We start from the raw sequence: 19,765 nt of genomic DNA, 5'->3' as shown, positions 1-19,765 counted from the left end.
CCTCACGGCGACATCGGCGGGGTCCGCGCTTGTCAGACACGGTCGTGTCGGGACCTGGTCCTCACCCGGGGCACCCCACCGCGGAAGGAGGGTTGCCGGCCAGCAAGCCGGGGCTTGACGCTGGCACTCGTGACCTGGCCAGAAAGGTAGCACAGGCCCCGCGGGACGTACACCGACCCCTCCGTGTGCGCCCGGACACACCCCCGCTTGACACCCGGCACGGAGGCTGGGACATACTGGTCCCGCCTGCCCTCACGCCGCGGGTGTCCGGCTTCCCCGGTCGCCCTCCAGGCGCGAGACTCCAGAGCATCGGAGTTTTCGCATGCCCGCGAGCGAGAGGTGTGTTTGCCTTGCACGGCGACGACCGTATCCAGCAGCTTTTCCGCAACCCCAGGGTTGTCCTGATCTCCGGCTACGCCCGTCTTCCCGACACGGTGGCGAGCCACTCCCAGTACCAGCGGCTCGGCGTCGTGCTCGCCGTGGACACCGCCGACGACAGGATCGTCGCCGCGGACACCACGCTCCTCACCGACCTGGCCAAGCAGTTCTTCCGCGCCCTCGTCGAGGGCGCCTCGGTGACCGAGGACATCGCCGAGATCGTCCAGCGGGTGCAGACGCGGTACGCGGGCCAGTCCGGCGCCGCCCTCACCACCGCGCTCCGCCGCTGCCTGGAGACCTACTACCAGCTGCGGGACGGCGACCAGCTGCCCGGTGACGTCGACGCCAAGGAGTGAGCGGCCCCGTGTCCGACACCAACACCGAACCCACCGCTCCCCTGCCGCTGGCCGGGGTGCGCGTGGCCGACCTGTCCCGCGTCCTGGCGGGGCCCTACGCCACGATGCTCCTCGCCGACATGGGCGCCGAGGTGGTCAAGGTCGAGCAGCCCGGACGCGGGGACGACACCCGTGCCTGGGGCCCGCCTTGGGCGGACGCGTCCGGGACCCGTCCCGACCAGCACGGTCCCGGGGAGGCCGCCTACTTCCTGTCGGTGAACCGCAACAAGCGCAGTCTCGCGGTGGACCTGAAGGACCCCGACGGCCTGGCCGCCGTCCAGGACCTGTGCGCCTCCTCCGACGTGGTGATCCAGAACTTCCGCCCCGGGGTCATCGACCGCCTGGGCCTGGGCTACGCCGACGTGAGCGTCCGCAACCCGGCGGTCGTGTACTGCTCCGTCAGCGGGTTCGGGCCCGAGCACGAGCCCGCCACGCGTCCCGGTTTCGACATCGTCGTGCAGGCCGAGAGCGGCCTGATGGCCACCACCGGTCCGGTGGAGGGCCCGGCGAGCAAGGTGGGGGTGGCGCTCACCGACGTCCTCACCGGTCTCAACGCCGCCGTGGGCATCCTGGGTGCCCTGATGCGCGCGCGGGCCACGGGCCGGGGCGAGAACATCAACGTCTCACTCATCAACTCGACCCTGTCCGGCCTGGTCAACCTCACCCAGCAGGCGCTGGTCACGGGGACCGAGCCCACGCGGATGGGCAACGCGCACACCACGATCGTGCCCTACCAGGTCTTCCCGACGGCCGACGCCGACATCGTGATCGCGGCGGGCAACGACGCCCTGTACCAGCGCCTGTGTGCCGCCCTGGACCGGCCCGACCTGGCCGAGGACCCCCGTTACGCCACCAACCCCGGGCGTGTGGGGCACCGGGAGGAGCTGGTGGGGGAGCTGTCGGGCACCCTGCGTTCCCGTCCCGCCGACCACTGGATGGACGCGCTCGTGGCGGCCGGCGTCCCGGCCGGGCGGGTGCGCGGTGTGTTGGACGCGCTGCGCACCGCCGACGCCAGCGGGGACGACGTCCTGCGCACGGTGGAGCACCCCACCGTCGGACCGCTCGAACAGGTCCGTGCGGGCTTCCGGCTGGAGGGGACGCCCGCCCCGCTGACCGCCCCGCCCCTGCTCGGCCAGCACTCCCGGAGCCTGCTCACCGAACTGGGCCTGGACGACGGGCTCATCGACGCGATGGTCAAGCGCGGCGCCGTCCAGCAGCCCGACCTGCCCTGACGCTCTCCCGCGCGGAGTCCAACCGCGCACCCGACCACCGTTGGAAGCACACAGAACCACGAAGGGACACCCACCCATGAGCGAGACCCAGCGCAAAGCCTCCGCCCCGGACCCGCACGACTTCCTCGCGGTGGACGCCACGCTCTCCGACACCGAACGGGACGTCCGCGACGCGGTGCGCGGCTTCGCCTCCCGTGAACTGCTGCCGAACGTGGCCGACTGGTTCGACGCGGGCACCCTGCCCGACCCCCGAGGCCTCGCCAAGGCCTTCGGCGATCTGGGGGTGCTGGGCATGCACTTGGAGGGGTACGGCTGCGGGGGCTCCAGCGCCGTCGCCTACGGGCTGGCCTGCCGCGAGCTGGAGGCGGTCGACTCCGGGCTGCGCAGCTTCGTGTCCGTCCAGGGCTCTTTGGCCATGGCGGCCATCCACAAGTTCGGCTCCGAGGAGCACAAGAACGCGTGGCTGCCGCGGATGGCGGCGGGCGAGGCGATCGGCTGCTTCGGTCTGACCGAGCCCGACTCCGGATCCGACCCGGGCTCGATGCGCACCCGCGCGCGGCGTGAGGGGTCCGACTGGGTGCTGAACGGCACCAAGATGTGGATCACCAACGGGTCGGTCGCCGACGTGGCCGTGGTCTGGGCCGCCACCGACGACGGCATCCGCGGTTTCCTCGTGCCCACGGACACGCCCGGCTTCACCGCCAACGTCATCCACAAGAAGCTGTCCCTGCGCGCCTCGATCACCTCCGAGCTGGTGCTGGAGGACGTGCGGCTACCCGCCGACGCGCTCCTGCCCGGGTCGAGGGGGCTGGGGTCGCCGCTGTCGTGCCTGAACGAGGCCCGTTACGGGATCGTGTGGGGCGCGGCCGGGGCCGCGCGCGCCTGCTACGAGGCGGCGCTGGAGTACGCGACCACCCGCGAGCAGTTCGGCCGTCCCATCGGCGGGTTCCAGCTCACCCAGCGCAAGCTCGCCGACATGGTCGTGGACGTCAACCACGCCAACCTGACGGCGCTGCGGATCGGCCGTCTCAAGGACGAGGGGAACTGCCACCACAACCACGTCAGCTTCGGCAAGTTCTCGTGTGTGGCGGCCGCACAGCGGGTGGCGAGCGCCGCGCGCTCCATCCACGGCGCCAACGGCATCACCCTGGAGTACCCGGTGATGCGGCACATGGTGAACCTGGAGACGGTGGCCACCTACGAGGGCACCGAGGAGATCCACGCGCTGAGCATCGGGCAGGCCGTGACGGGTGTCTCGGCGTTCCGCTGACGCGCGGAGCGGTACTCGGGTGCCGACAGTCCCCCACAACCACCACAATGGGGAGCATCCGACTGAGGGAGTTGCGGAAGATGGTGAACGAGCCGACGAAGCGGTTCGAGATGACGCGGGTGCGGCGGACCGCCAACGCCTTCGTCAGCGGCTTCGTCAAGTACGGGGTGTGCCCGCCCGACATGCACCTGCTGACGACGCGCGGACGCACGTCGGGGTTCTTGCGGACCACCCCGGTCAGCGTGCTGGACAGCGACCGGGGCCGGTACCTGGTGGCGCCCTACGGGGCGGTCGACTGGGTGCGCAACCTGCGCAAGGACGGGTTCGCGACCCTGCGCCAAGGCGGGTGGATCGAGCTGGCCAGCGTGCGTGAGCTCGGTCCCGACGAGGCGGCCCCGGTGCTCCGCGAGTACCTGGACCACCCGCGCGCGTTCGTCGTGGGTCCGTACTTCGAGGCCCCGCCGGAGGCGCCGGACGAGGCCTTCGCGGCCGAGGCCGACCGCCACCCGGTGTTCGAGATCGTGCGGTCGACCACGATCCGCATCTGAGCGTCCGCGCCCGTCCACGGGGCCGGGGCCTTCGCCGCACTCGCCGCGGTGAGGGCCCCGGCCCCCGGTCCCCCGGGCCGGAGCGCAGCGGCAGGCCCGAGGCGGGCACCGTTCGGGCGCCGGCAGGGTTCTTATGGATGGGGCTGCGCTGGAGGCGATGCTCCTATGGGTGTCAAACGGCTTGGGTGAGGTCTTTGCGTGGGGTGCCGCAGACGGTGCTGGTGGTGCGGATCGACCGCATCAGGACGGGATAGACCTCGCGGGCCACATAGCGTTTGAGGCAGCGCATGATCTCCTTCGTGGACAGCCCATCGCGGGTGCGGCGTTCGACGTAGGCGCGGGTGCGCCCGTCGCAGCTCATCCGGGTCAGCACGATGGTGTGCAGCGCGTGGTTGGCGGCCCGGTCACCGCCCCGGTTGAGCCGGTGCCGGTCCCGCCTGCCGGAGGAGGCCGGGATCGGTGCGGCCCCGCACAGGTGGGCGAAGGCCGCCTCCGAACGCAGCCGGTCGGGGTTGTCCCCGGCGGTGGCCAGTAGCTGCCCGGCCACCTCGGGGCCCACCCCCTTGAGGTTCAGCAGGCCAGGAGCGGTCTGGGTAGTCAGGGGCTTGAGGTGGGTGTCGAGCTCGGTGATCTCCTCGTCCAGGGCACCGATTCGCTTGGCCAGGCGGCGCAGCGCGGCCTTGGTCGCCTGGGTCGGGTCGGCCAGGTCCGGCCCGGGCCGCAGCCGGGCGCACGCCTGGACCAGGGCCTTGGGTGAGAGCCCGCGCAGCGTCGAGCGGAGCTGTTCGGGAGCGGTGACCAGCAACTGGTGGAGCTGGTTGAGGGCCTGGGTGCGGGCTTTGACCGCTGAGCGGCGTGCCACGCGCAGGGCGCGGATGGACTCCACAGCGCCGTCGCGGGTCTTGGGGGTGCCGCTGGCCCGGCCGGAGGCCACTGCTTGGGCGGCGGCGTAGGCGTCGATGGGGTCGGACTTGCCCTTGGACCGGCGTGTCTTGCGGTCGGGGCGGTCGACCTCCACGACCCTCAGGCCGGTGCGGGTCAGGGTGCGGGCGAGTTCAGCGCCGTAGGAACCGGTGCCCTCCACGCCGATGGCGGCCAGGGGGCCGAAGGAGTCCAGCCAGGTGAGCAGTTGTTGGTAGCCGGTGCCGGTGGCGTCGAACTCCTTGTCGGCCAGGTGGCGGCCCAGGTGGTCGATGACGGCGGCGTGGTGGGTGTCGTGGTGGGTGTCCACGCCCGCTGTGACTTTCAGGGCTTGATCGGTCATGCTGGTTACCGCTGTCCTGTCGTTGGTTCCGGTGGGGTGGCACGCGTCGGCCGGGCGGGCGGACAAGACTGTGGTGGGGCTTGTTGGGCCAAGCTCCTATGAGGTCACATGCCCGTCCGGTCGTGTGCGGTGGTTTCCCCGTACGGGTCGACAGATCGTCTGCGAGACAGTCGCTGAGGGCGTCAGTCCGTTGGTGGGTCAGAGCCCGTTGGAGAAGCCACCACACATCCTCACAGTCCGTTGAGGGCGGTGGAGGGCGACGGGCGGGCGAGGCAAGCCGCGTAGCGAGGAACGAGCGTCAGGCTCCGCCGAGGATGAAGCACCCCTGCCTTGAGGGCGCCCGAACACGGGCCGGAGCGCAGCGGCAGGCCCGAGGCGGGCACAGCCTCAGTTCCGGACGCGGTACACGTCGTAGACGCCGTCCACGCCGCGTACCGACCGCAGGACGCTGCCCAGGTGGGCGGGGTCGGCCATCTCGAAGGTGAACCGGCTCTGCGCCACCCGGTCGCGGCTGGTCTGGACGGTCGCCGACAGGATGTTGACGTGCTGGTCGGACAGCACCCGGGTGATGTCCGACAGCAGTCGGGACCGATCCAGCGCCTCCACCTGCAACGCCACCAGGAACATCGAGTCCTCGGTGGGCGACCACTCCACCCGCACCATGCGGTCGGTGTCCAGCGTCGAGGCGTTCACGCAGTCCTCGCGGTGCACCGAGACGCCGTTGCCGCGCGTCACGAAGCCGACGATCCCGTCGCCCGGCACCGGCGTACAGCACTTGGACAGGCGTGCCCACACGTCGGCGTCGCCCTCCACGACCACGCCCGGGTTGCCGGGGTGGCGGCGGCGCGTCACCGCCTTCGTGGGCAGGGCCGACTCGGCGATGTCCTCGGTGTGGCTCTCCAGGCCGCCCAGGGAGTCGACGAGCTTGCTGACCACGCTCTGGGCGCTGACCTGGTGCTCGCCGACGGCGGCGTAGAGCGAGTCCACGTCCGCGTAGCGCAGGTCCCGGGCCAGGGCGATGATCGCCTCACCGCTGAACAGGCGCTTGACCGGCAGCTCCTGCTTGCGCATGACCTTGGCGATCTCGTCCTTGCCACGGTCGATCGCGGCCTCGCGACGCTCCTTGGTGAACCAGTGCCGGATCTTGTTGCGGGCGCGGGCGCTCTTGACGAAGTTGAGCCAGTCGCGGCTGGGCCCGGCGTGGGGGTCCTTCGAGGTGAGGATCTCGACCGTCTCGCCGTTGTGCAGCTCGCTCTCCAACGGCACCAGGCGGCCGTTGATCCGGGCGCCCACCGTGCGGTGGCCGACCTCGGTGTGCACGGCGTAGGAGAAGTCGACGGCGGTGGCGCCCTGCGGCAGGGAGATGACGTCGCCCTGGGGGGTGAAGACGAACACCTCCTGCACCGACAGGTCGAAGCGCAGCGACTCCAGGAACTCGCCCGGGTCCTTGGTCTCCTGCTGCCAGTCGATGAGCTGGCGCAACCACTGCATGTCGGAGGTGCCCTTGGCCTTGGGCTCCCCACCCGAGCCCCGGTCCTCCTTGTACTTCCAGTGCGCGGCGATGCCGTACTCGGCGCGGCGGTGCATCGCGCGGGTGCGGATCTGGAGCTCGACCGGGTTGCCCGAGGGACCGATGACCGTCGTGTGCAGCGACTGGTACATGTTGAACTTGGGCATCGCGATGTAGTCCTTGAACCGCCCGGGCACCGGGTTCCACCGCGCGTGGATGGTTCCCAGGGCCGCGTAGCAGTCGCGGACGCTGTCCACCAGGACCCGCACGGCGATGAGGTCGTAGATCTCGTCGAAGCCGCAGTTGCGGGCGATCATCTTCTGGTAGATCGAATAGTAGTGCTTGGGTCGTCCGCGCACGGTCGCCTTGAGCTTGGCCTCGCGCAGGTCCCCCGAGACCGCCTCGATGACCTCTTGGAGGTAGACGTCGCGGCGGGGGGCGCGCTCGGAGACCAGGCGGGCGATCTCGTCGAAGCGCTTGGGGTAGAGGGTGGCAAAGGCCAGGTCCTCCAGTTCCCACTTGATGGTGTTCATGCCCAACCGGTGGGCGAGCGGCGCGAAGATCTCCAGGGTCTCGCGGGCCTTCTTCTCCCGTTTGGCCCGGGACGGCAGGTAGCGCAGGGTGCGCATGTTGTGCAGGCGGTCGCACAGCTTGATGACCAGGACCCGGATGTCGCGGGCCATGGCCACGACCATCTTGCGGACGGTCTCGGCCTGGGTGGCCTCGCCGTACTTGACCTTGTCCAGCTTGGTGACGCCGTCGACCAGTTCGGCGATCTCGTCGCCGAAGTCGGCGCGCAGCTCGTCGAGGGAGTACTCGGTGTCCTCGACGGTGTCGTGCAGCAGGGCGGCGGCCAGGGTGGCCTCCTGCATGCCCAGCTCGGCGAGGATGGTCGCGACCGCGAGCGGGTGGGTGATGTAGGGGTCGCCGCTCTTGCGTTTCTGGTCGCGATGGTGGTGTGCGGCCACCTCGTAGGCGCGCTCGATGAGCCGGACGTCCACCTTCGGATGGGTGGCACGCACGGTCTTGATCAGTGGTTCGAGCACCGGGTTCATCGTCACTCCCCGCTGGGCGCCGAGTCGGGCGAGCCTTCTGCGGACTCGCACGGTGGAGGGCGTGGTGGAGCCGGGCGGCCCCTGGGGGCCGTCTGAGCCCGCCTCGGAGACGTCGGAGGGCGCCGCTTCGGTCGCGGCGCCCTCCGGGCGGTCCCCCTGTGGTCTGTGCGCGGCCGACGTACCGCTGCCGTCCGCGTGCCCTCCCGGCATGCCGGGGCGCCGCTCGCCGGTGGCCTCCGGACGCTCGCCACGGTCCGGTACCGCCCCGGTCGAAACCACTTCGCTTGGCATGCCTACCTCCCGCGGATCCACCCGGTCACGTGGACGCCGTCGCCGACGCCCGCCCGGTGCACGTGCGTGTTGTCAGGGCCAGTCGCTGAACGTGGCCGCCGCGGTACCTCTCCCACCAGTCTAGTGTCCGTGGTCCCGCGTGAGCGGAGAGGCCGTCCGGCCGCCGGCGCCCGGGTCGTGCACCACCGCGGCACGGATACGGGTACGGCGAGGATCACCGAACGTGCCGCGTCCGGTGATGGCGTCCCCGTGCGGGCGAGGTGCGGTGAGGACTGGGTCCTTCCGTCAACGCGGAGGGATTCGTCGCGCATTCCCGTGCGGGCGGGCACACGCGTCGGGGGTCCCCGGTCAGACCGACAGGAGGCTGTGCAGCTCCACGTCCGACAGCTTCTCGCGTCCCTGGAGCGCGGAGAGTTCCATCAGGACGGAGAATCCCACGACCGTACCACCCGCCTTGCGCACGAGTTCCACCGCGGCCCTGCCGGTGCCGCCGGTGGCGAGCACGTCGTCGACGATGAGCACACGGCTGCCCGCGGGGATCGCGTCGGCGTGGATCTCCACGGTCGCGGTGCCGTATTCCAGATCATAGGCCTGGCCGATGGTCTCCGAGGGGAGTTTCCCAGCTTTGCGCGCGGGAACGAAGCCCGCGTCCAGCGCGAGGGCGACCGGGGCGCCGAAGATGAAGCCGCGCGCCTCCAGACCGAGCACGTGGTCCACACCCTCCGCCCGGAAGGGGTCGGCGAGCCCGTGGACGGTGGCCCCGAAGGCCTCCCGGTCGTTGAGCAGCGGTGTGATGTCCTTGAACAGCACCCCGGGCTGCGGGAAGTCGGGCACGTCGCGAACGTGGGACCGGATCATGCCGAGGAGCGGGCCGGTGCCGGCGGTCGCCGAATCGTGGGACATGGGCGGTGGGACCTTCTTCATCCAGGGGCCGAACACGCCGGTACCGGCCCTGGTCGGGGCCGGTACCGGGGAACGTGTGGCCGGTTTGGCCGTGGTCAGCTGTTGGGCTTGTCGTCGTCGCCGAAGTCGGGACGGTCCTCCACCGGCGTGTCGTCGGCGGCGGGGGTGATGACCTCGCCCACGCCGGCCTTGAGCATGCGGATGCGGGTGCCCGGGGAGATCTCCAGCAGGACGTCCTGCTCGTGGACCTCCACGACGGTGGCGAAGATACCCGCCTTGGTCATGACCTCGACACCGGGGACGAGCGCGCTCACCATCTGCTGCTCCTGCTGGCGCCGCTTCTGGTTCGGCCGCCAGAACAGCAGCCAGAACACCAGGAGGATCAGCGCGAACGGCAGAATCATGTTCAGGAGGCCCCCGGTGGGCTCTCCTTCGGCGGCGAGAGTGTAAATGCCCTGCACTGGGGCGTCCTTCCTGACGTTTCGTCGTGTGGCCGACCGTTGTCGGCTCGCAACCGCGACGACCACCTTCATCGTGCCGACCCGGACGTCGCGTCACGGACCGCACCCGCAGTCCATAACGCTTCAGACCGCTCGCGCGTTCCGCTGGTGTCGAACGACACGTGGGGACCGAGGCCCCCGCATGGCTGGATACCTCCAGCTTACGTGGCGCCGGTCACCGTGATCCCACGGTCAGGGCTCGGTGGCGCAACGGTCGGGACGGCCCACGGCCACGGGTCCGAGGAACCGCGATCACGGCTGGGCCGGGCCGTTCGCCGGGGCGCCGCCGTTCGGGGAGGATCCGTTACCGGCGGACGCGGCCGCGCCGAACGCGGCGTCCGGTGGCGGCGTCAGTCCCATGTGCGCCCAGGCCTGCGGGGTCGCGACCCGGCCGCGCGGGGTGCGGGCCAGGAAGCCGGAACGGACCAGGAAGGGTTCGGCGACCACCTCCACCGTCTCGGCCTCCTCACCCACCGACACCGCGAGCGTCGACAGGCCCACCGGGCCGCCCCGGAATCGGCGCAGGAGCACGTCGAGGATGGCGCGGTCGAGGCGGTCCATGCCGAGCGCGTCGACCTCGTACAGCTCCAGGGCGGATCGGGCGGTGTCCAGGGAGAGCGTGCCGTCCCCCCGGACCTCGGCGTAGTCGCGGACGCGGCGCAGGAGCCGGTTGGCGATCCGGGGGGTGCCGCGCGAGCGCCCGGCGATCTCGCGGGCGGCGTCCTCGTCCAGGGGCGCCCCGAGCAGGCCCGCCGAGCGGTGGAGGATGAGTTCGAGCTCGTCGGGGGTGTAGAAGTCCATGTGCGCGGTGAACCCGAAGCGGTCGCGCAGCGGCGCGGGCAGCATGCCCGCCCGGGTGGTGGCCCCGACCAGGGTGAACGGCGCGATGTCGATCGGGATCGCGGTGGCGCCGGGCCCCTTGCCCACGACCACGTCGACCCGGAAGTCCTCCATGGCGACGTAGAGCATCTCCTCCGCGGGTCGGGCCATGCGGTGGATCTCGTCGAGGAAGAGGACTTCGCCCTCCTGGAGGGTGGACAGGACCGCGGCGAGGTCGCCGGAGCGTTCGATGGCCGGGCCCGAGGTGATGCGTAGCGGGGCCCCCAGCTCGGCGGCGATGATCATGGCGAGGGTGGTCTTGCCGAGTCCAGGGCCGCCGGACATGAGGATGTGGTCGGGAGCCCGGTTGCGCCGCTGGGCGCTGCGCAGCACCAGGGAGAGCTGTTCGCGGACCCGCTCCTGGCCGACGAACTCGTCCAGCCCCCGCGGCCGCAGGGCGCCTTCGATCTGGCGTTCGTCGCCGTGGGCGTCGGGCGACACGGCGTCGCGTTCGTGCATGGGAGGGACTCCTAGGGCGTGCTAAGCGCGGCTGAGTTTGCGCAGGGCGCTGCGCAGCAGGACGGAGACGTCGGCGGTGTCCTCGGCCTCGGCGGCGACGGCGGAGGCGGCGGCCTCGGCGGCCTTGGCCGACCAGCCGAGGTTGACCAGACCGGAGACGACCTGGCCGCGCCAGGCGCCGTTCGGTTCGGCCGCCTCCGGCGCGGTGGGCGGGGTCCCGTCGGTGAGGACGGGGGCGTCGAGCTTGCCGCGCAGTTCGAGGACGATGCGCTGGGCGCCCTTCTTGCCGATGCCGGGCACGCGGGTGAGGGCGGCGGTGTCCTCGGTGGCCACGGCGTGCCGCAGGCTCGACGGGCTGTGGACGGCGAGCATGGCCAGGGCCAGGCGCGGGCCGACGCCGGAGGCGGTCTGGAGCTGTTCGAAGAGCTGGCGCTCGTCCTCGTCGGCGAACCCGAAGAGGGTCAGGGAGTCCTCTCGGACGACGAGGCTGGTGGCGACGGTCCCGGTCTCGCCCACGTGGAGGCCGGAGAGGGCGGCGGGGGTGCACCGCACGGTCATGCCGACCCCGCCGACGTCGATCACGGCGGTGTCCGCGCCGCGTGCGGCCACCCGGCCGGTGAGGAACGCGATCATCTCGTGCGGGCGCCGGGGCGCCCTTCTCCTTCCTGGGAGCGGGGGTCACCGCGCGCGATTGCGGCGCGCCAGTTCCACCTTGCGGGCGAAGTCCTGCTTGGCCTGGGCGACTCGGGCGTCGGCGCCGCCCCGCCAGATGTGGCAGATGGCGAGCGCGACCGCGTCGGCCGCGTCGGCGGGTCTGGGAGGACCGTCGAGTCTGAGGATACGCGCCACCATGGTGCCGACCTGCGCCTTGTCCGCGCGGCCGCTGCCGGTGATGGCGGCCTTGGCCTCGCTGGGGGTGTGCAGGGCCACGGGCAGGCCGCGGCGGGCGGCGCACAGCAGGGCGATGCCGCTGGCCTGGGCGGTGCCCATGACGGTGCTGAGGTTGTGCTGGGCGAAGACGCGCTCGACGGCGACGGCGTCGGGCCGGTGCTGGTCGAGCCAGTCCTCGATACCGCGCTCGATGGCGACGAGGCGTTGGGGCAGGTCGGTGTCTGCGCTGGTGCGGACGACGTCGGCCCCCAGGAGGGCGAGCGGTCGGCCGATGGATCCCTCGACTGCTCCGACGCCGCACCGGGTCAGCCCTGGGTCGATCCCCACCACGCGCACGCGTTCCACCCTCACCTTCTCGAACGTTCGTTCGCACCATGCTAGCCGCGGACACCGTCACCCGGAGCCGGTCCGCGCGGGTGTGTCGATGCGTTCCCCCACTGTCGCAGACGCACCACGGGAAAGGCGCAGCACACCGAGACACGGGGAGCCACACTCGATGTATGAAGACCATCTCTCAGCGGGAGTTCCGCAACAAGGCCGCCGCCGTCATGGACGCCGTGGAGGCGGGCGAGACCTTTCACGTGACCCGCAACGGGGTGGAGGTCGCCGAGGTGCGGCCGATCACCCGCGGACACAGGCTCAGCGCCCGGGAGCTGGTGGAGCGCCACCGGCGACTCCCGACGGTCGACCATGCCGAGATGCGCGCCGAAGCCGACGAGTTCTTCGGCGGCGAGGATCGGATCAGCGAGGACGACCATGTCTGAACACCACGAGTCCGGCGTGCTGGGCACCTGCGCCCTCATCGACCTCGCCACCCTCGACCCAGCGATACTGCCGACTTTTCCCGAGATCATGTCGGTGACGATGGCTGAACTCCACCAAGGGGTCGCCATGGCCAAGGACCCGGTCACGAGAGCGAAGCGCACGGAGAGACTCCAGGCGGCGGCGGTCGATTTCGCGCCCCTGCCGTTCGACGGGGAGGCAGCCGCCCGCTACGGGACGTTGGTGGCTCTGACCGTCGCGGCCAACCGCAGCCCGAAACCACGCCGGATGGACCTGATGATCGCCGCGGTGGCCTCCGTTCGGGACCTTCCCCTCTACACACGGAACGTGGACGACTTCAAAGGACTCGGTGACGCCCTGGAGGTCGTCGAGGTGTGAACCCCCCACCCGCTCCGCCTCGCCCGCCGGAAAAGGGGTGGACGCCGACCGGACTCCCTGCTAGATTCATCTCAAGTTGAGAAAAACTCAACTTGAGAATAACGGGAGGACCCATGGAGACCGGCGGAACCCCACCGCACGACGACGGTGAACGCCGGTTCCTCGACGGCTACGACCCGCGCGCGTTCGCGCCGACCGCGGTCACCGTGGACGTCGCGGCCCTCACGATTCGGGCGGGGACACCGTGCGTCCTGCTGACGCGCCGCTCGGCGCCTCCGCAGCGCGGCTGGTGGGCCCTGCCGGGCGGGTTCGTCCGGGCGGTGGACGGACCGGAGGGACCCGCCGACCCCGACCTGCCCGACGCCGCCCTGCGCGTGCTGTCGGAGAAGACCGCGCTGCCCTCCGAGCTCCACCTGGAGCAGCTGCGGACCTACGGCGCGCGCGACCGCGACCCGCGCATGCGCATCGTCTCGGTCGGCTACCTGCTGCTCGCCCCCGACCTGCCCGAACCCCACGTCGGCCGGGGCACCGACGCCGCGGAGTGGGTGCCCTGGAGCGAACTCGGGCACGGCGACGGCGCCCGGTCCGGCCGGCCGCTGGCCTTCGACCACGCGCGGATCGTCGCCGACGCCGTCGAGCGCGCCCGCTCCAAGCTGGAGTACACCGCCCTGGCCACCGCGTTCCTGCCACCCGCGTTCACCATCACCGCGCTGCGCGAGGTGTACGAGGCGGTCTGGGGCACACGGCTGCACAGCGCCAACTTCCACCGCAAGATCCTCGCCACGCCCGGATTCGTCGAGGACACCGGAGAGCTCGCCGACCGCGGCGGGTCCGGCGGTGGGCGGCGGCCCCGGCTCTACCGCGCGGGCGGCGCGGCCGTGCTCCACCCGCCCCTGCTCCGCGGCGCCCAGTGAACCGCTGACCTCCTCCGCGCGCCCCGTCCCCGCGCCGTCGTCAACCCCCGTCCCGGAAGGGCAGCAGATGAGCACGGACCAGGACGCCACCGCCCCCTTCGACGCGGCCCTGCGCGCCCTCGCGCTGGCCGACGACCCGACCACCCTGTTCGGCCCGGTACCCGAGGGCGGCGGCACCCCTCCTCCGGCCGCGACGGCGGAGTACCGCCGCCTGGCCCGTCTGGTCCACCCCGACCGCGCCCCGGCCGGACGGTCCGCCGAGGCCGCCGTCGCGTTCACCCGGCTCACCGAGAGCTGGTCCCGCTACCGCGACCTGGTCGAGGGCGACCTGGGCCTGGCCGATCTCACCCTGGCCACCAGGGAGCACACCTACCACGTGCGGCGCGGCTCCGGTCCGCTGGCGCGCGGTGACGTCGCCGACCTGCACGAGGTGCGCTACAAGGACGGCGGCGCGTGGCACGAGGCGGTCCTCAAACTGCCCCGGTCCCACCGCGACAACGACCTGCTCATGGCCGAGACGACGGCCCTGCGCAGGATTCGGGAGGAGGGCCATGAGCGCTACCGGGCCTTCCACCCCGAACTGGTCGAGCAGATCCGGCACCGCGACGCGGCCACCGGGGTCGAGCGGCGCGGCAACGTCCTCCGGCGGCTCCGGGGTTTCCACAGCCTGGCCGACGTGCGCCGCGCCTACCCGGACGGGATCGACCCGCGCGACGCGGCGTGGATGTGGCGGCGGCTGCTGGTCGCGGTCGGCGACGCCTCCCGCGCGGGTGTCGTGCACGGCGCCGTCGTGCCCGAGCACGTGCTGATCCACCCCGAGCTGCACGGCCTGGTCCTCATCGACTGGTGCTATTCGGTGACCTTCCACGCCGCGCGCACGGCACCGCACATCCCGGCGATGGTCGCCCACCGCAAGGACCTGTACCCGCCCGAGGTGATCGACCGGAAGCCCGCCGTACCCGCCACCGACGTCTTCATGGCGACCCGCTGCGTCGAGTACGTCACCGCGGGCCGTCTGCCCCGGCGGCTGCGCGCCTTCGCCCGCGGCTGCCGACTGCCCGCCCCCGAGCGGCGACCGAGCGACGGGCTCGCCCTACTGGACGAACTCGACGAGGCGTTGGAACGGGAGTTCGGTCCGCGACGGTTCCGCCCCTTCCACGTGCCCGAGGCGTCCTGACCCCCACGCCGGCCCCACCGACCACCGGTAACGAGACGAAGGAGTCCCCATGGGAAGCAGTAACTGGTCCACCGACGCCTACCACGCCCGACAGGCCTACAACGCCTCCGTCGGCTCCAGCAGCTTCGGCTACACCGACCACGTGGCCTCGTCCAGGCCGCGCCACACCTGGAAGGTCCACGACTCGCTCGACCCCAGGGGGGTGACCGTTCGCGAGAGCCGTGACTCGGACGCCCACCCCGACTCGCTCGCCATCTCCGTACTGTTCGACGTCACGGGGTCCATGGGCAGGGTTCCCCGGGTCCTCCAGACGAAGCTGCCCGACCTGTTCGGCCTGCTGCTGCGCAAGGGATACGTGGCGGACCCGCAGATCATGTTCGGCGCGATCGGGGACGCCACCTGCGATCGCGCTCCGCTCCAGGTCGGCCAGTTCGAGTCCGGCAACGAGCTGGAGGACGACCTGGGCAACATCCTGCTGGAGGGCGGGGGCGGCGGCCAGGCCACCGAGTCCTATGAGCTGGCCATGTACTTCATGGCCCGGCACACCGCGATGGACTGCCTGGACAAGCGGGGGCGGCGCGGCTACCTGTTCCTCATCGGCGACGAGATGGCCTACGGGGCGGTCAAGTCCCGCGAGGTCCGCGAGGTCATCGGCGACGAACTCGGGGAGAACATCCCGTTCCCGGTGATCCTCGCCGAGCTGCGCCGCAAGTTCGAGGTCTTCTACATCATGCCGACGGGCAGCCACTACTTCCACGACGACAGGGTGCGCGGCTTCTGGGACACCCATCTCGGGCAGAACGTCATCTACTTGGACGATCTGGACGCGGTGTCGGAGACCATCGCGGTCACCGTCGGCCTGGGCGAGGAGGCCATCGACCTCCAGGAGGGGCTGGAGGACCTCGCTGAGGCGGGCTCCGGCACCGGTGACGTGGTCGGTAAGGCCCTGCGCCCGCTGTCGGAGGCGCGCGGTTCGGTCGTGGTGTCCGAGGCGCCGGACGGACTCACCGGCGGATCCTCCGGGGACGGGGTGGACCGCCTGTGAGCGGGCGTCCCGACCGGCGGGCCGAGGAGCACGCGGTCGTCGTCGACCTGGGCTTCGGCGACGCGGGCAAGGGCGTGACCGTCGACCTGCTGTGCGCGCGGCGGCGCTTCGGCGCCGTCGTACGCGCCAACGGAGGCGCCCAGGCCGCGCACAACGTGGTCACACCTGACGGGCGGCACCACACGTTCGCGCAGTTCGGTTCGGGCACGCTCGCCCCGAGCGGCCCGGTGCCCACGCACCTGTCGCGGTTCGCGGTCGTGGACCCGTTCGCACTCGCCGCCGAGGCGCGACACCTGGCGTCGCTGGGAGTGCCCGACCCGTTCGCGTTGGTGACGGTGGACCGCCGGGCGCTGATCAGCACGCCCTGGCACCAGGCGGTCAACCGGGCGCGGGAGAGGGCGCGCGGCGCGGAGCGGCACGGGTCCTGCGGCATGGGGGTGGGCGAGACCATGGCCTACGCGCTCACCCGCCCCGGGGACGCGCCGACCGTCGGCGACTGCGCGCACCCGGGCCGGTTGCGGAGGAAGCTGCTCCGACTCGCGGAGTACCTGGCGGAGCACGCGGGTCGAGGAGAGGGCTCCCCCGACGTCGAGGAGTGCCTGCTGACCTACCGGGCGTTCGCCGACCGGGTGCGGTTGGTGGACGAGCGGTACCTACCCGCACTGCTGGACGCCTCCCCCGTGGTGTTCGAGGGCGCCCAGGGGGTGCTGTTGGACGAGTGGCACGGGTTCCACCCGCACACCACGTGGTCGACCACCACGACCGCCAACCCGCTCACGCTGTTGGCCGAGGCCGGGCGGGAGGGCGAGGCGCGGCGGATCGGGGTGGTGCGGACCTACACCACACGGCACGGCGCGGGGCCGCTGGTCACCGAGGACCCGGCGCTCGGGGGCGCGCTCCCCGAACGGCACAACGGGACCCGTCCCTGGCAGGGCGCGTTCCGGGTCGGCCACCTCGACCTGGTCGCGCACCGGTACGCGTTGGAGGCCACGGGAGGCGTCGACACACTGGTGGTCACCCACGCCGACGCGCCCGACCGGATGCGGGCCGAAACCGGGGCGGCGCCGCGCTGGTGCACGGGGTACACGGGCGCCGACGCCGCGCCGCTGCGGATCACCCCCGGGGCGGTGCCCGACCTGGACCGGCAGGAACGCGTCACCACCGCGCTCGTGGCGGCCCGCCCGGTGCTGGGCGCCATGCCGGACGAGCCCGCGGACGCGATCGGCGAGGCGCTGGGAGTGCCGGTCGAGGCGGTGTTCTCCGGACCGACCCGGGAGGACGCCCGTTCCCGGTCCGAGCCCGGCCGTGTCGGGCTGGAGCGCTCCCCCGTCCCGCGTTAGCGTGGGCGGGTGGCTTCCCTGACCGATCCCCGCGTCCGTTCGTTCCTCCTCGAAGGCACCCGTACGGGGAAACTGGCCTACACCGCCTCGGACGGCCGCCCCCTGGTCGCGCCGGTCTGGTTCACCGTCGAGGGTGACGAGATCGTCCTCAACACCGGCAGGACCTCGGCCAAGGGCCGGTCGATCCTGCGCGACCCCCGCGTGGCGCTCAGCGTGGACCTGGAACGGCCTCCGTACGCGTTCGTTCAGGTGCAGGGGATGGCAGAGGTGTCGGAGGACCCCGACGAGCTGCTGCGGACGGCGACCGTCATCGCCGCCCGGTACATGGGCGAGGACCGGGCCGAGGAGTTCGGCCGCCGCAACGGCGTGCCCGGTGAACTGGTGGTGCGGATCCGGCCCACGAAGGTCATCGCCGGCCTGGACGTCACCGAGTGACGAGGCCCGGGCTACAGTCCGCGCTGCTTGCGGATCGCCGGGAGGCGTCCCCACCTCCGGTGGCCGGAACCGGTCAGGTCGGGGGTCCGTGTCCGTTCCGGCCACGTCACCAGGAGATCCACCCCGACATTCCACTACAAGGCTCCACGCGGTTTTCCACAACCACCCGCATCCTCATTGATCGGGCCGAAGGCGCGACATAGCGTGGTTTTCCGACAGACCACGGATCTGGTCAGCCCCCTGTTCCGCCGCCGACGGCGGCTCTGGAGAAGAGGCCCGGATTGAGCAACACCCGACCCAATAGACCGATGGTTTTCGTCTACAACAAAGAGTCGGGCAAGCTTTACGCCAGCTACGCCCCCAACTCACACGGCGACCGTCATCCGATGGGCACATTCGCCTCTCTCGGCTCCGCCGTCGACGCGCTGAACAAACGGGGCTACCTGATGGCGAAGAGGGACTTCACCGAAGGAAAGCTCAACCCAGGGGACCCCTGGGAACTCATGGCCGGTGCGCGCGTGGGCACTCCACCCCCGAACCCACCCGGACGGCACAGAAGTCATCGCCGTCAGTGGTGAAAGGAACCGCGGCCTCGGGCACCTTACGTTCACCCGTGACGGGGGCGGTGTTCATGGCCGGTGTCGCTACCCAGGAACAGGGAGAACGCTGATAGTCGCGTCCCTATGAGTGTGCGGCCACCGACTACGGACCCTCACACCCAGACGAGTCGAAGGAGCAGCACGAGCTTCTGATCGTCGAGGACCAGGTAGACGACGGAACACTCCCCGCCCTCCCCCAAGTCGTGTCGACGGATGTTCCCGGAAGGACGGCGCGCGTCCATGGGCGGCCCGCTCCACGGTTGCAGTTCCAGGAGCGCGAACAAGGACGCGAGCTCTGGCAGTAGGTGTTCCGGCAGGGCGCGAATCTGTTCCTTCGCGATGTCTTCGATGTCGATCCGGTACAACTACAGACCCAGTTCCGCCTTGAGTTCCGACCAGGGCACGGACGAGACCGGCTCACCACGTTGCGCGCGGTCGGCCACCTCCAGCATGCGGCGGTGGGCTTCCGGGTCCTGTGACGACACCGCCATCCACCACCAGCGCTCCAGGCACTCGTTGACGGGAGTGAGGTCAAGACGTTCCTTGGCCTCGTCCATCACCCGACGGAACTCACGATCGAATTCACCCACGTCCTCGGGAAGCAGAGCGGCTCGGATCTCCTTCGGGCTTCTCCCGATCCGTCCCCGCTGCCCCTCGACCGAACCCTCGTGCGCGCACCGCGCGTCTGCCGACATCGGAACCTCCTCGTGAACTCCGCTCCAGAGTACGACGCCACCGTCCTCCACGGACGTTTTCCACAGGCTTTCCACATCACCGTCCAGGGCGGATGTCCCACGACGTGGTCGGAGGACCCCGACGAGCTGCTGCGGACGGCGACCGTCATCGCCGCCCGGTACATGGGCGAGGACCGGGCCGAGGAGTTCGGCCGCCGCAACGGCGTGCCCGGTGAACTGGTGGTGCGGATCCGGCCCACGAAGGTCATCGCCGGCCTGGACGTCACCGAGTGACGAGGCCCGGGCTACAGTCCGCGCTGCTTGCGGATCGCGGTGAGGTCCTCGCTGATCCGGAAGACCACGATGAGTATCTCCAGCCCGACGCGGGACAGCAGCACGTAGATCGCACCGATGAGCAGGCTGCCGAAGAGCATGACGATGCCCAGCAACGGTTCCTCGCCCATCGAGATGAAGGAGCTCACCACACCTATCAGCGTGAACAGCCCGATGAGGGCCAGCCACAGGATGAACAGCACCTTGATGATCTTGGGGGTGACGAAATCGCGGAACGAGAAGTCGAACAGCGCTCCGAGGAACCCCTTCCCGGAGGGCCGTGCCCCCTGCGCGAATCCGGGCTGGGGCGGGTAGGGCTGGTTCCCGGGTCCGGCGTATCCCTGGGGCCCGGGACCGCCGGGAGGCGCCCCCTGCGGCCCGAAATACTGTGGCGGCTGCTGGCCGTAGGGCTGGGAGGGATCGTGGGGGTGTTCCGGAGGGGTGCTCATACTGGTTCCTCGGTTGCGGATAGGGGAGCCGCAGCGCACGGAATCGGCGCTGGACAGCGCGCC

22 protein-coding genes, 1 pseudogene and 1 riboswitch are annotated in these 19,765 nt (G+C 71.2%); of the genes and pseudogenes, 13 read left to right on the top strand and 10 right to left on the bottom strand.

From position 1 onward, the window contains the following. Positions 1 to 20: 20 nt before the first annotated feature. A riboswitch (SAM riboswitch) is annotated at positions 21 to 135 on the bottom strand. A gap of 215 nt (positions 136 to 350) precedes the next feature. The 4 genes from KIK06_RS03070 (at position 351) to KIK06_RS03055 (ending at position 3,823) form a co-directional block, all read left to right on the top strand. Further along, positions 351 to 734 carry a DUF3870 domain-containing protein gene (locus KIK06_RS03070; RefSeq protein ID WP_017600285.1) on the top strand — a complete coding sequence of 128 codons (384 nt, stop codon included), beginning with the start codon at positions 351 to 353 and terminating at the stop codon, positions 732 to 734. Positions 735 to 742: 8 nt separating this feature from the next. Further along, positions 743 to 2,005 (top strand): CaiB/BaiF CoA transferase family protein, encoded by a 1,263-nt coding sequence (locus KIK06_RS03065; protein ID WP_017600286.1) that lies wholly within the window; start codon positions 743 to 745, stop codon positions 2,003 to 2,005. 76 nt (positions 2,006 to 2,081) lie between these two features. Then, positions 2,082 to 3,275: an acyl-CoA dehydrogenase family protein gene (locus KIK06_RS03060; protein WP_017600287.1), complete on the top strand. Its 1,194-nt coding sequence runs from the start codon at positions 2,082 to 2,084 to the stop codon at positions 3,273 to 3,275. Between the two features lie 80 nt (positions 3,276 to 3,355). After that, on the top strand, positions 3,356 to 3,823 hold the full coding sequence (locus tag KIK06_RS03055) for a nitroreductase/quinone reductase family protein (RefSeq protein WP_017600288.1): 468 nt from the start codon (positions 3,356 to 3,358) through the stop codon (positions 3,821 to 3,823). Positions 3,824 to 3,995: 172 nt separating this feature from the next. Here KIK06_RS03055 and KIK06_RS03050 read toward each other — a convergent pair whose 3' ends face one another. The 7 genes from KIK06_RS03050 to ruvC all read right to left on the bottom strand — a co-directional run bounded on the left by KIK06_RS03050 (position 3,996) and on the right by ruvC (position 11,911). Further along, positions 3,996 to 5,087 (bottom strand): IS110 family transposase, encoded by a 1,092-nt coding sequence (locus KIK06_RS03050; RefSeq protein ID WP_268641451.1) that lies wholly within the window; start codon positions 5,085 to 5,087, stop codon positions 3,996 to 3,998. Between the two features lie 387 nt (positions 5,088 to 5,474). Beyond that, the gene (locus KIK06_RS03045) at positions 5,475 to 7,652 is read right to left on the bottom strand and encodes a RelA/SpoT family protein (protein WP_017600289.1); all 2,178 of its coding nucleotides are present in this window, start codon (positions 7,650 to 7,652) and stop codon (positions 5,475 to 5,477) included. Positions 7,653 to 8,291: 639 nt separating this feature from the next. Then, positions 8,292 to 8,846: an adenine phosphoribosyltransferase gene (locus KIK06_RS03040; RefSeq protein ID WP_268641821.1), complete on the bottom strand. Its 555-nt coding sequence runs from the start codon at positions 8,844 to 8,846 to the stop codon at positions 8,292 to 8,294. 95 nt (positions 8,847 to 8,941) lie between these two features. Continuing rightward, entirely contained in the window at positions 8,942 to 9,250 is a 309-nt protein-coding gene (gene yajC / locus KIK06_RS03035) for a preprotein translocase subunit YajC (RefSeq protein ID WP_193789779.1), read from the bottom strand. Positions 9,251 to 9,598: 348 nt separating this feature from the next. Then, a complete protein-coding gene (gene ruvB / locus KIK06_RS03030; protein WP_268641820.1) occupies positions 9,599 to 10,684 on the bottom strand; it encodes a Holliday junction branch migration DNA helicase RuvB in 1,086 nt (361 codons plus the stop codon). 21 nt (positions 10,685 to 10,705) lie between these two features. After that, a complete protein-coding gene (gene ruvA, locus KIK06_RS03025) occupies positions 10,706 to 11,317 on the bottom strand; it encodes a Holliday junction branch migration protein RuvA (protein ID WP_268641819.1) in 612 nt (203 codons plus the stop codon). A 45-nt stretch (positions 11,318 to 11,362) separates the two neighbouring features. Further along, complete coding sequence (gene ruvC / locus KIK06_RS03020; RefSeq protein ID WP_026127900.1) at positions 11,363 to 11,911, bottom strand: crossover junction endodeoxyribonuclease RuvC; 549 nt, start codon at positions 11,909 to 11,911, stop codon at positions 11,363 to 11,365. A 164-nt stretch (positions 11,912 to 12,075) separates the two neighbouring features. On the opposite strand from ruvC, the gene KIK06_RS03015 reads away from it, so the two are divergent. The 8 genes from KIK06_RS03015 (at position 12,076) to KIK06_RS02980 (ending at position 18,225) form a co-directional block, all read left to right on the top strand. Next, on the top strand, positions 12,076 to 12,339 hold the full coding sequence (locus KIK06_RS03015) for a type II toxin-antitoxin system Phd/YefM family antitoxin (RefSeq protein ID WP_268641818.1): 264 nt from the start codon (positions 12,076 to 12,078) through the stop codon (positions 12,337 to 12,339). Beyond that, on the top strand, positions 12,332 to 12,736 hold the full coding sequence (locus KIK06_RS03010) for a type II toxin-antitoxin system VapC family toxin (protein ID WP_268641817.1): 405 nt from the start codon (positions 12,332 to 12,334) through the stop codon (positions 12,734 to 12,736). Before KIK06_RS03015 ends, KIK06_RS03010 begins: the two co-directional genes overlap by 8 nt. A gap of 113 nt (positions 12,737 to 12,849) precedes the next feature. Next, entirely contained in the window at positions 12,850 to 13,650 is an 801-nt protein-coding gene (locus KIK06_RS03005; RefSeq protein ID WP_268641816.1) for an NUDIX hydrolase, read from the top strand. 67 nt (positions 13,651 to 13,717) lie between these two features. Then, positions 13,718 to 14,827 (top strand): J domain-containing protein, encoded by a 1,110-nt coding sequence (locus KIK06_RS03000; RefSeq protein WP_268641815.1) that lies wholly within the window; start codon positions 13,718 to 13,720, stop codon positions 14,825 to 14,827. 49 nt (positions 14,828 to 14,876) lie between these two features. Next, complete coding sequence (locus KIK06_RS02995) at positions 14,877 to 15,872, top strand: hypothetical protein (protein ID WP_268641814.1); 996 nt, start codon at positions 14,877 to 14,879, stop codon at positions 15,870 to 15,872. After that, positions 15,869 to 17,212 (top strand): adenylosuccinate synthetase, encoded by a 1,344-nt coding sequence (locus tag KIK06_RS02990; protein ID WP_268641813.1) that lies wholly within the window; start codon positions 15,869 to 15,871, stop codon positions 17,210 to 17,212. The genes KIK06_RS02995 and KIK06_RS02990 overlap by 4 nt, the downstream gene beginning before the upstream one ends. A 9-nt stretch (positions 17,213 to 17,221) precedes the next feature. After that, positions 17,222 to 17,647, top strand: coding sequence for a PPOX class F420-dependent oxidoreductase (locus KIK06_RS02985; protein WP_268641812.1), 426 nt, complete (start codon positions 17,222 to 17,224; stop codon positions 17,645 to 17,647). 308 nt (positions 17,648 to 17,955) lie between these two features. Further along, positions 17,956 to 18,225 carry a hypothetical protein gene (locus KIK06_RS02980; protein ID WP_268641810.1) on the top strand — a complete coding sequence of 90 codons (270 nt, stop codon included), beginning with the start codon at positions 17,956 to 17,958 and terminating at the stop codon, positions 18,223 to 18,225. Between the two features lie 134 nt (positions 18,226 to 18,359). Here KIK06_RS02980 and KIK06_RS02975 read toward each other — a convergent pair whose 3' ends face one another. Next, positions 18,360 to 18,611 carry a hypothetical protein gene (locus KIK06_RS02975; RefSeq protein ID WP_017602423.1) on the bottom strand — a complete coding sequence of 84 codons (252 nt, stop codon included), beginning with the start codon at positions 18,609 to 18,611 and terminating at the stop codon, positions 18,360 to 18,362. Next, entirely contained in the window at positions 18,612 to 18,941 is a 330-nt protein-coding gene (locus KIK06_RS02970; RefSeq protein ID WP_017602422.1) for a DUF6247 family protein, read from the bottom strand. It abuts the gene before it with no gap. Positions 18,942 to 19,016: 75 nt separating this feature from the next. Between KIK06_RS02970 and KIK06_RS02965 the strand changes: the two are divergent. Beyond that, positions 19,017 to 19,214, top strand: a pseudogene (locus tag KIK06_RS02965) (PPOX class F420-dependent oxidoreductase); the annotation flags it as partial. An 11-nt stretch (positions 19,215 to 19,225) separates the two neighbouring features. Here KIK06_RS02965 and KIK06_RS02960 read toward each other — a convergent pair. Continuing rightward, positions 19,226 to 19,702 carry a DUF4282 domain-containing protein gene (locus tag KIK06_RS02960; RefSeq protein WP_017599679.1) on the bottom strand — a complete coding sequence of 159 codons (477 nt, stop codon included), beginning with the start codon at positions 19,700 to 19,702 and terminating at the stop codon, positions 19,226 to 19,228. Positions 19,703 to 19,765: the final 63 nt, after the last annotated feature.

This window comes from Nocardiopsis sp. EMB25, from assembly GCF_026797795.1.
GTDB lineage: Bacteria > Actinomycetota > Actinomycetes > Streptosporangiales > Streptosporangiaceae > Nocardiopsis > Nocardiopsis lucentensis.
Note: the sequence above shows the minus strand (reverse complement) of the source record. Positions and strands in the feature narration are given on the sequence as shown.

What these genes read in the sequence shown, in the direction of transcription:
- KIK06_RS03060 (WP_017600287.1), top strand. Translation starts at nt 2,082, where the DNA reads ATGAGCGAGACCCAGCGCAAAGCCTCCGCCCCGGACCCGCACGACTTC.
- KIK06_RS03055 (WP_017600288.1), top strand. Translation starts at nt 3,356, where the DNA reads ATGGTGAACGAGCCGACGAAGCGGTTCGAGATGACGCGGGTGCGGCGG.
- KIK06_RS03050 (WP_268641451.1), bottom strand. Translation starts at nt 5,087, where the DNA reads ATGACCGATCAAGCCCTGAAAGTCACAGCGGGCGTGGACACCCACCAC.
- KIK06_RS03045 (WP_017600289.1), bottom strand. Translation starts at nt 7,652, where the DNA reads ATGAACCCGGTGCTCGAACCACTGATCAAGACCGTGCGTGCCACCCAT.
- KIK06_RS03040 (WP_268641821.1), bottom strand. Translation starts at nt 8,846, where the DNA reads ATGTCCCACGATTCGGCGACCGCCGGCACCGGCCCGCTCCTCGGCATG.
- yajC (WP_193789779.1), bottom strand. Translation starts at nt 9,250, where the DNA reads ATGATTCTGCCGTTCGCGCTGATCCTCCTGGTGTTCTGGCTGCTGTTC.
- ruvB (WP_268641820.1), bottom strand. Translation starts at nt 10,684, where the DNA reads ATGCACGAACGCGACGCCGTGTCGCCCGACGCCCACGGCGACGAACGC.
- ruvA (WP_268641819.1), bottom strand. Translation starts at nt 11,317, where the DNA reads ATGATCGCGTTCCTCACCGGCCGGGTGGCCGCACGCGGCGCGGACACC.
- KIK06_RS03015 (WP_268641818.1), top strand. Translation starts at nt 12,076, where the DNA reads ATGAAGACCATCTCTCAGCGGGAGTTCCGCAACAAGGCCGCCGCCGTC.
- KIK06_RS03010 (WP_268641817.1), top strand. Translation starts at nt 12,332, where the DNA reads ATGTCTGAACACCACGAGTCCGGCGTGCTGGGCACCTGCGCCCTCATC.
- KIK06_RS03005 (WP_268641816.1), top strand. Translation starts at nt 12,850, where the DNA reads ATGGAGACCGGCGGAACCCCACCGCACGACGACGGTGAACGCCGGTTC.
- KIK06_RS03000 (WP_268641815.1), top strand. Translation starts at nt 13,718, where the DNA reads ATGAGCACGGACCAGGACGCCACCGCCCCCTTCGACGCGGCCCTGCGC.
- KIK06_RS02995 (WP_268641814.1), top strand. Translation starts at nt 14,877, where the DNA reads ATGGGAAGCAGTAACTGGTCCACCGACGCCTACCACGCCCGACAGGCC.
- KIK06_RS02980 (WP_268641810.1), top strand. Translation starts at nt 17,956, where the DNA reads ATGGTTTTCGTCTACAACAAAGAGTCGGGCAAGCTTTACGCCAGCTAC.
- KIK06_RS02970 (WP_017602422.1), bottom strand. Translation starts at nt 18,941, where the DNA reads ATGTCGGCAGACGCGCGGTGCGCGCACGAGGGTTCGGTCGAGGGGCAG.
- KIK06_RS02960 (WP_017599679.1), bottom strand. Translation starts at nt 19,702, where the DNA reads ATGAGCACCCCTCCGGAACACCCCCACGATCCCTCCCAGCCCTACGGC.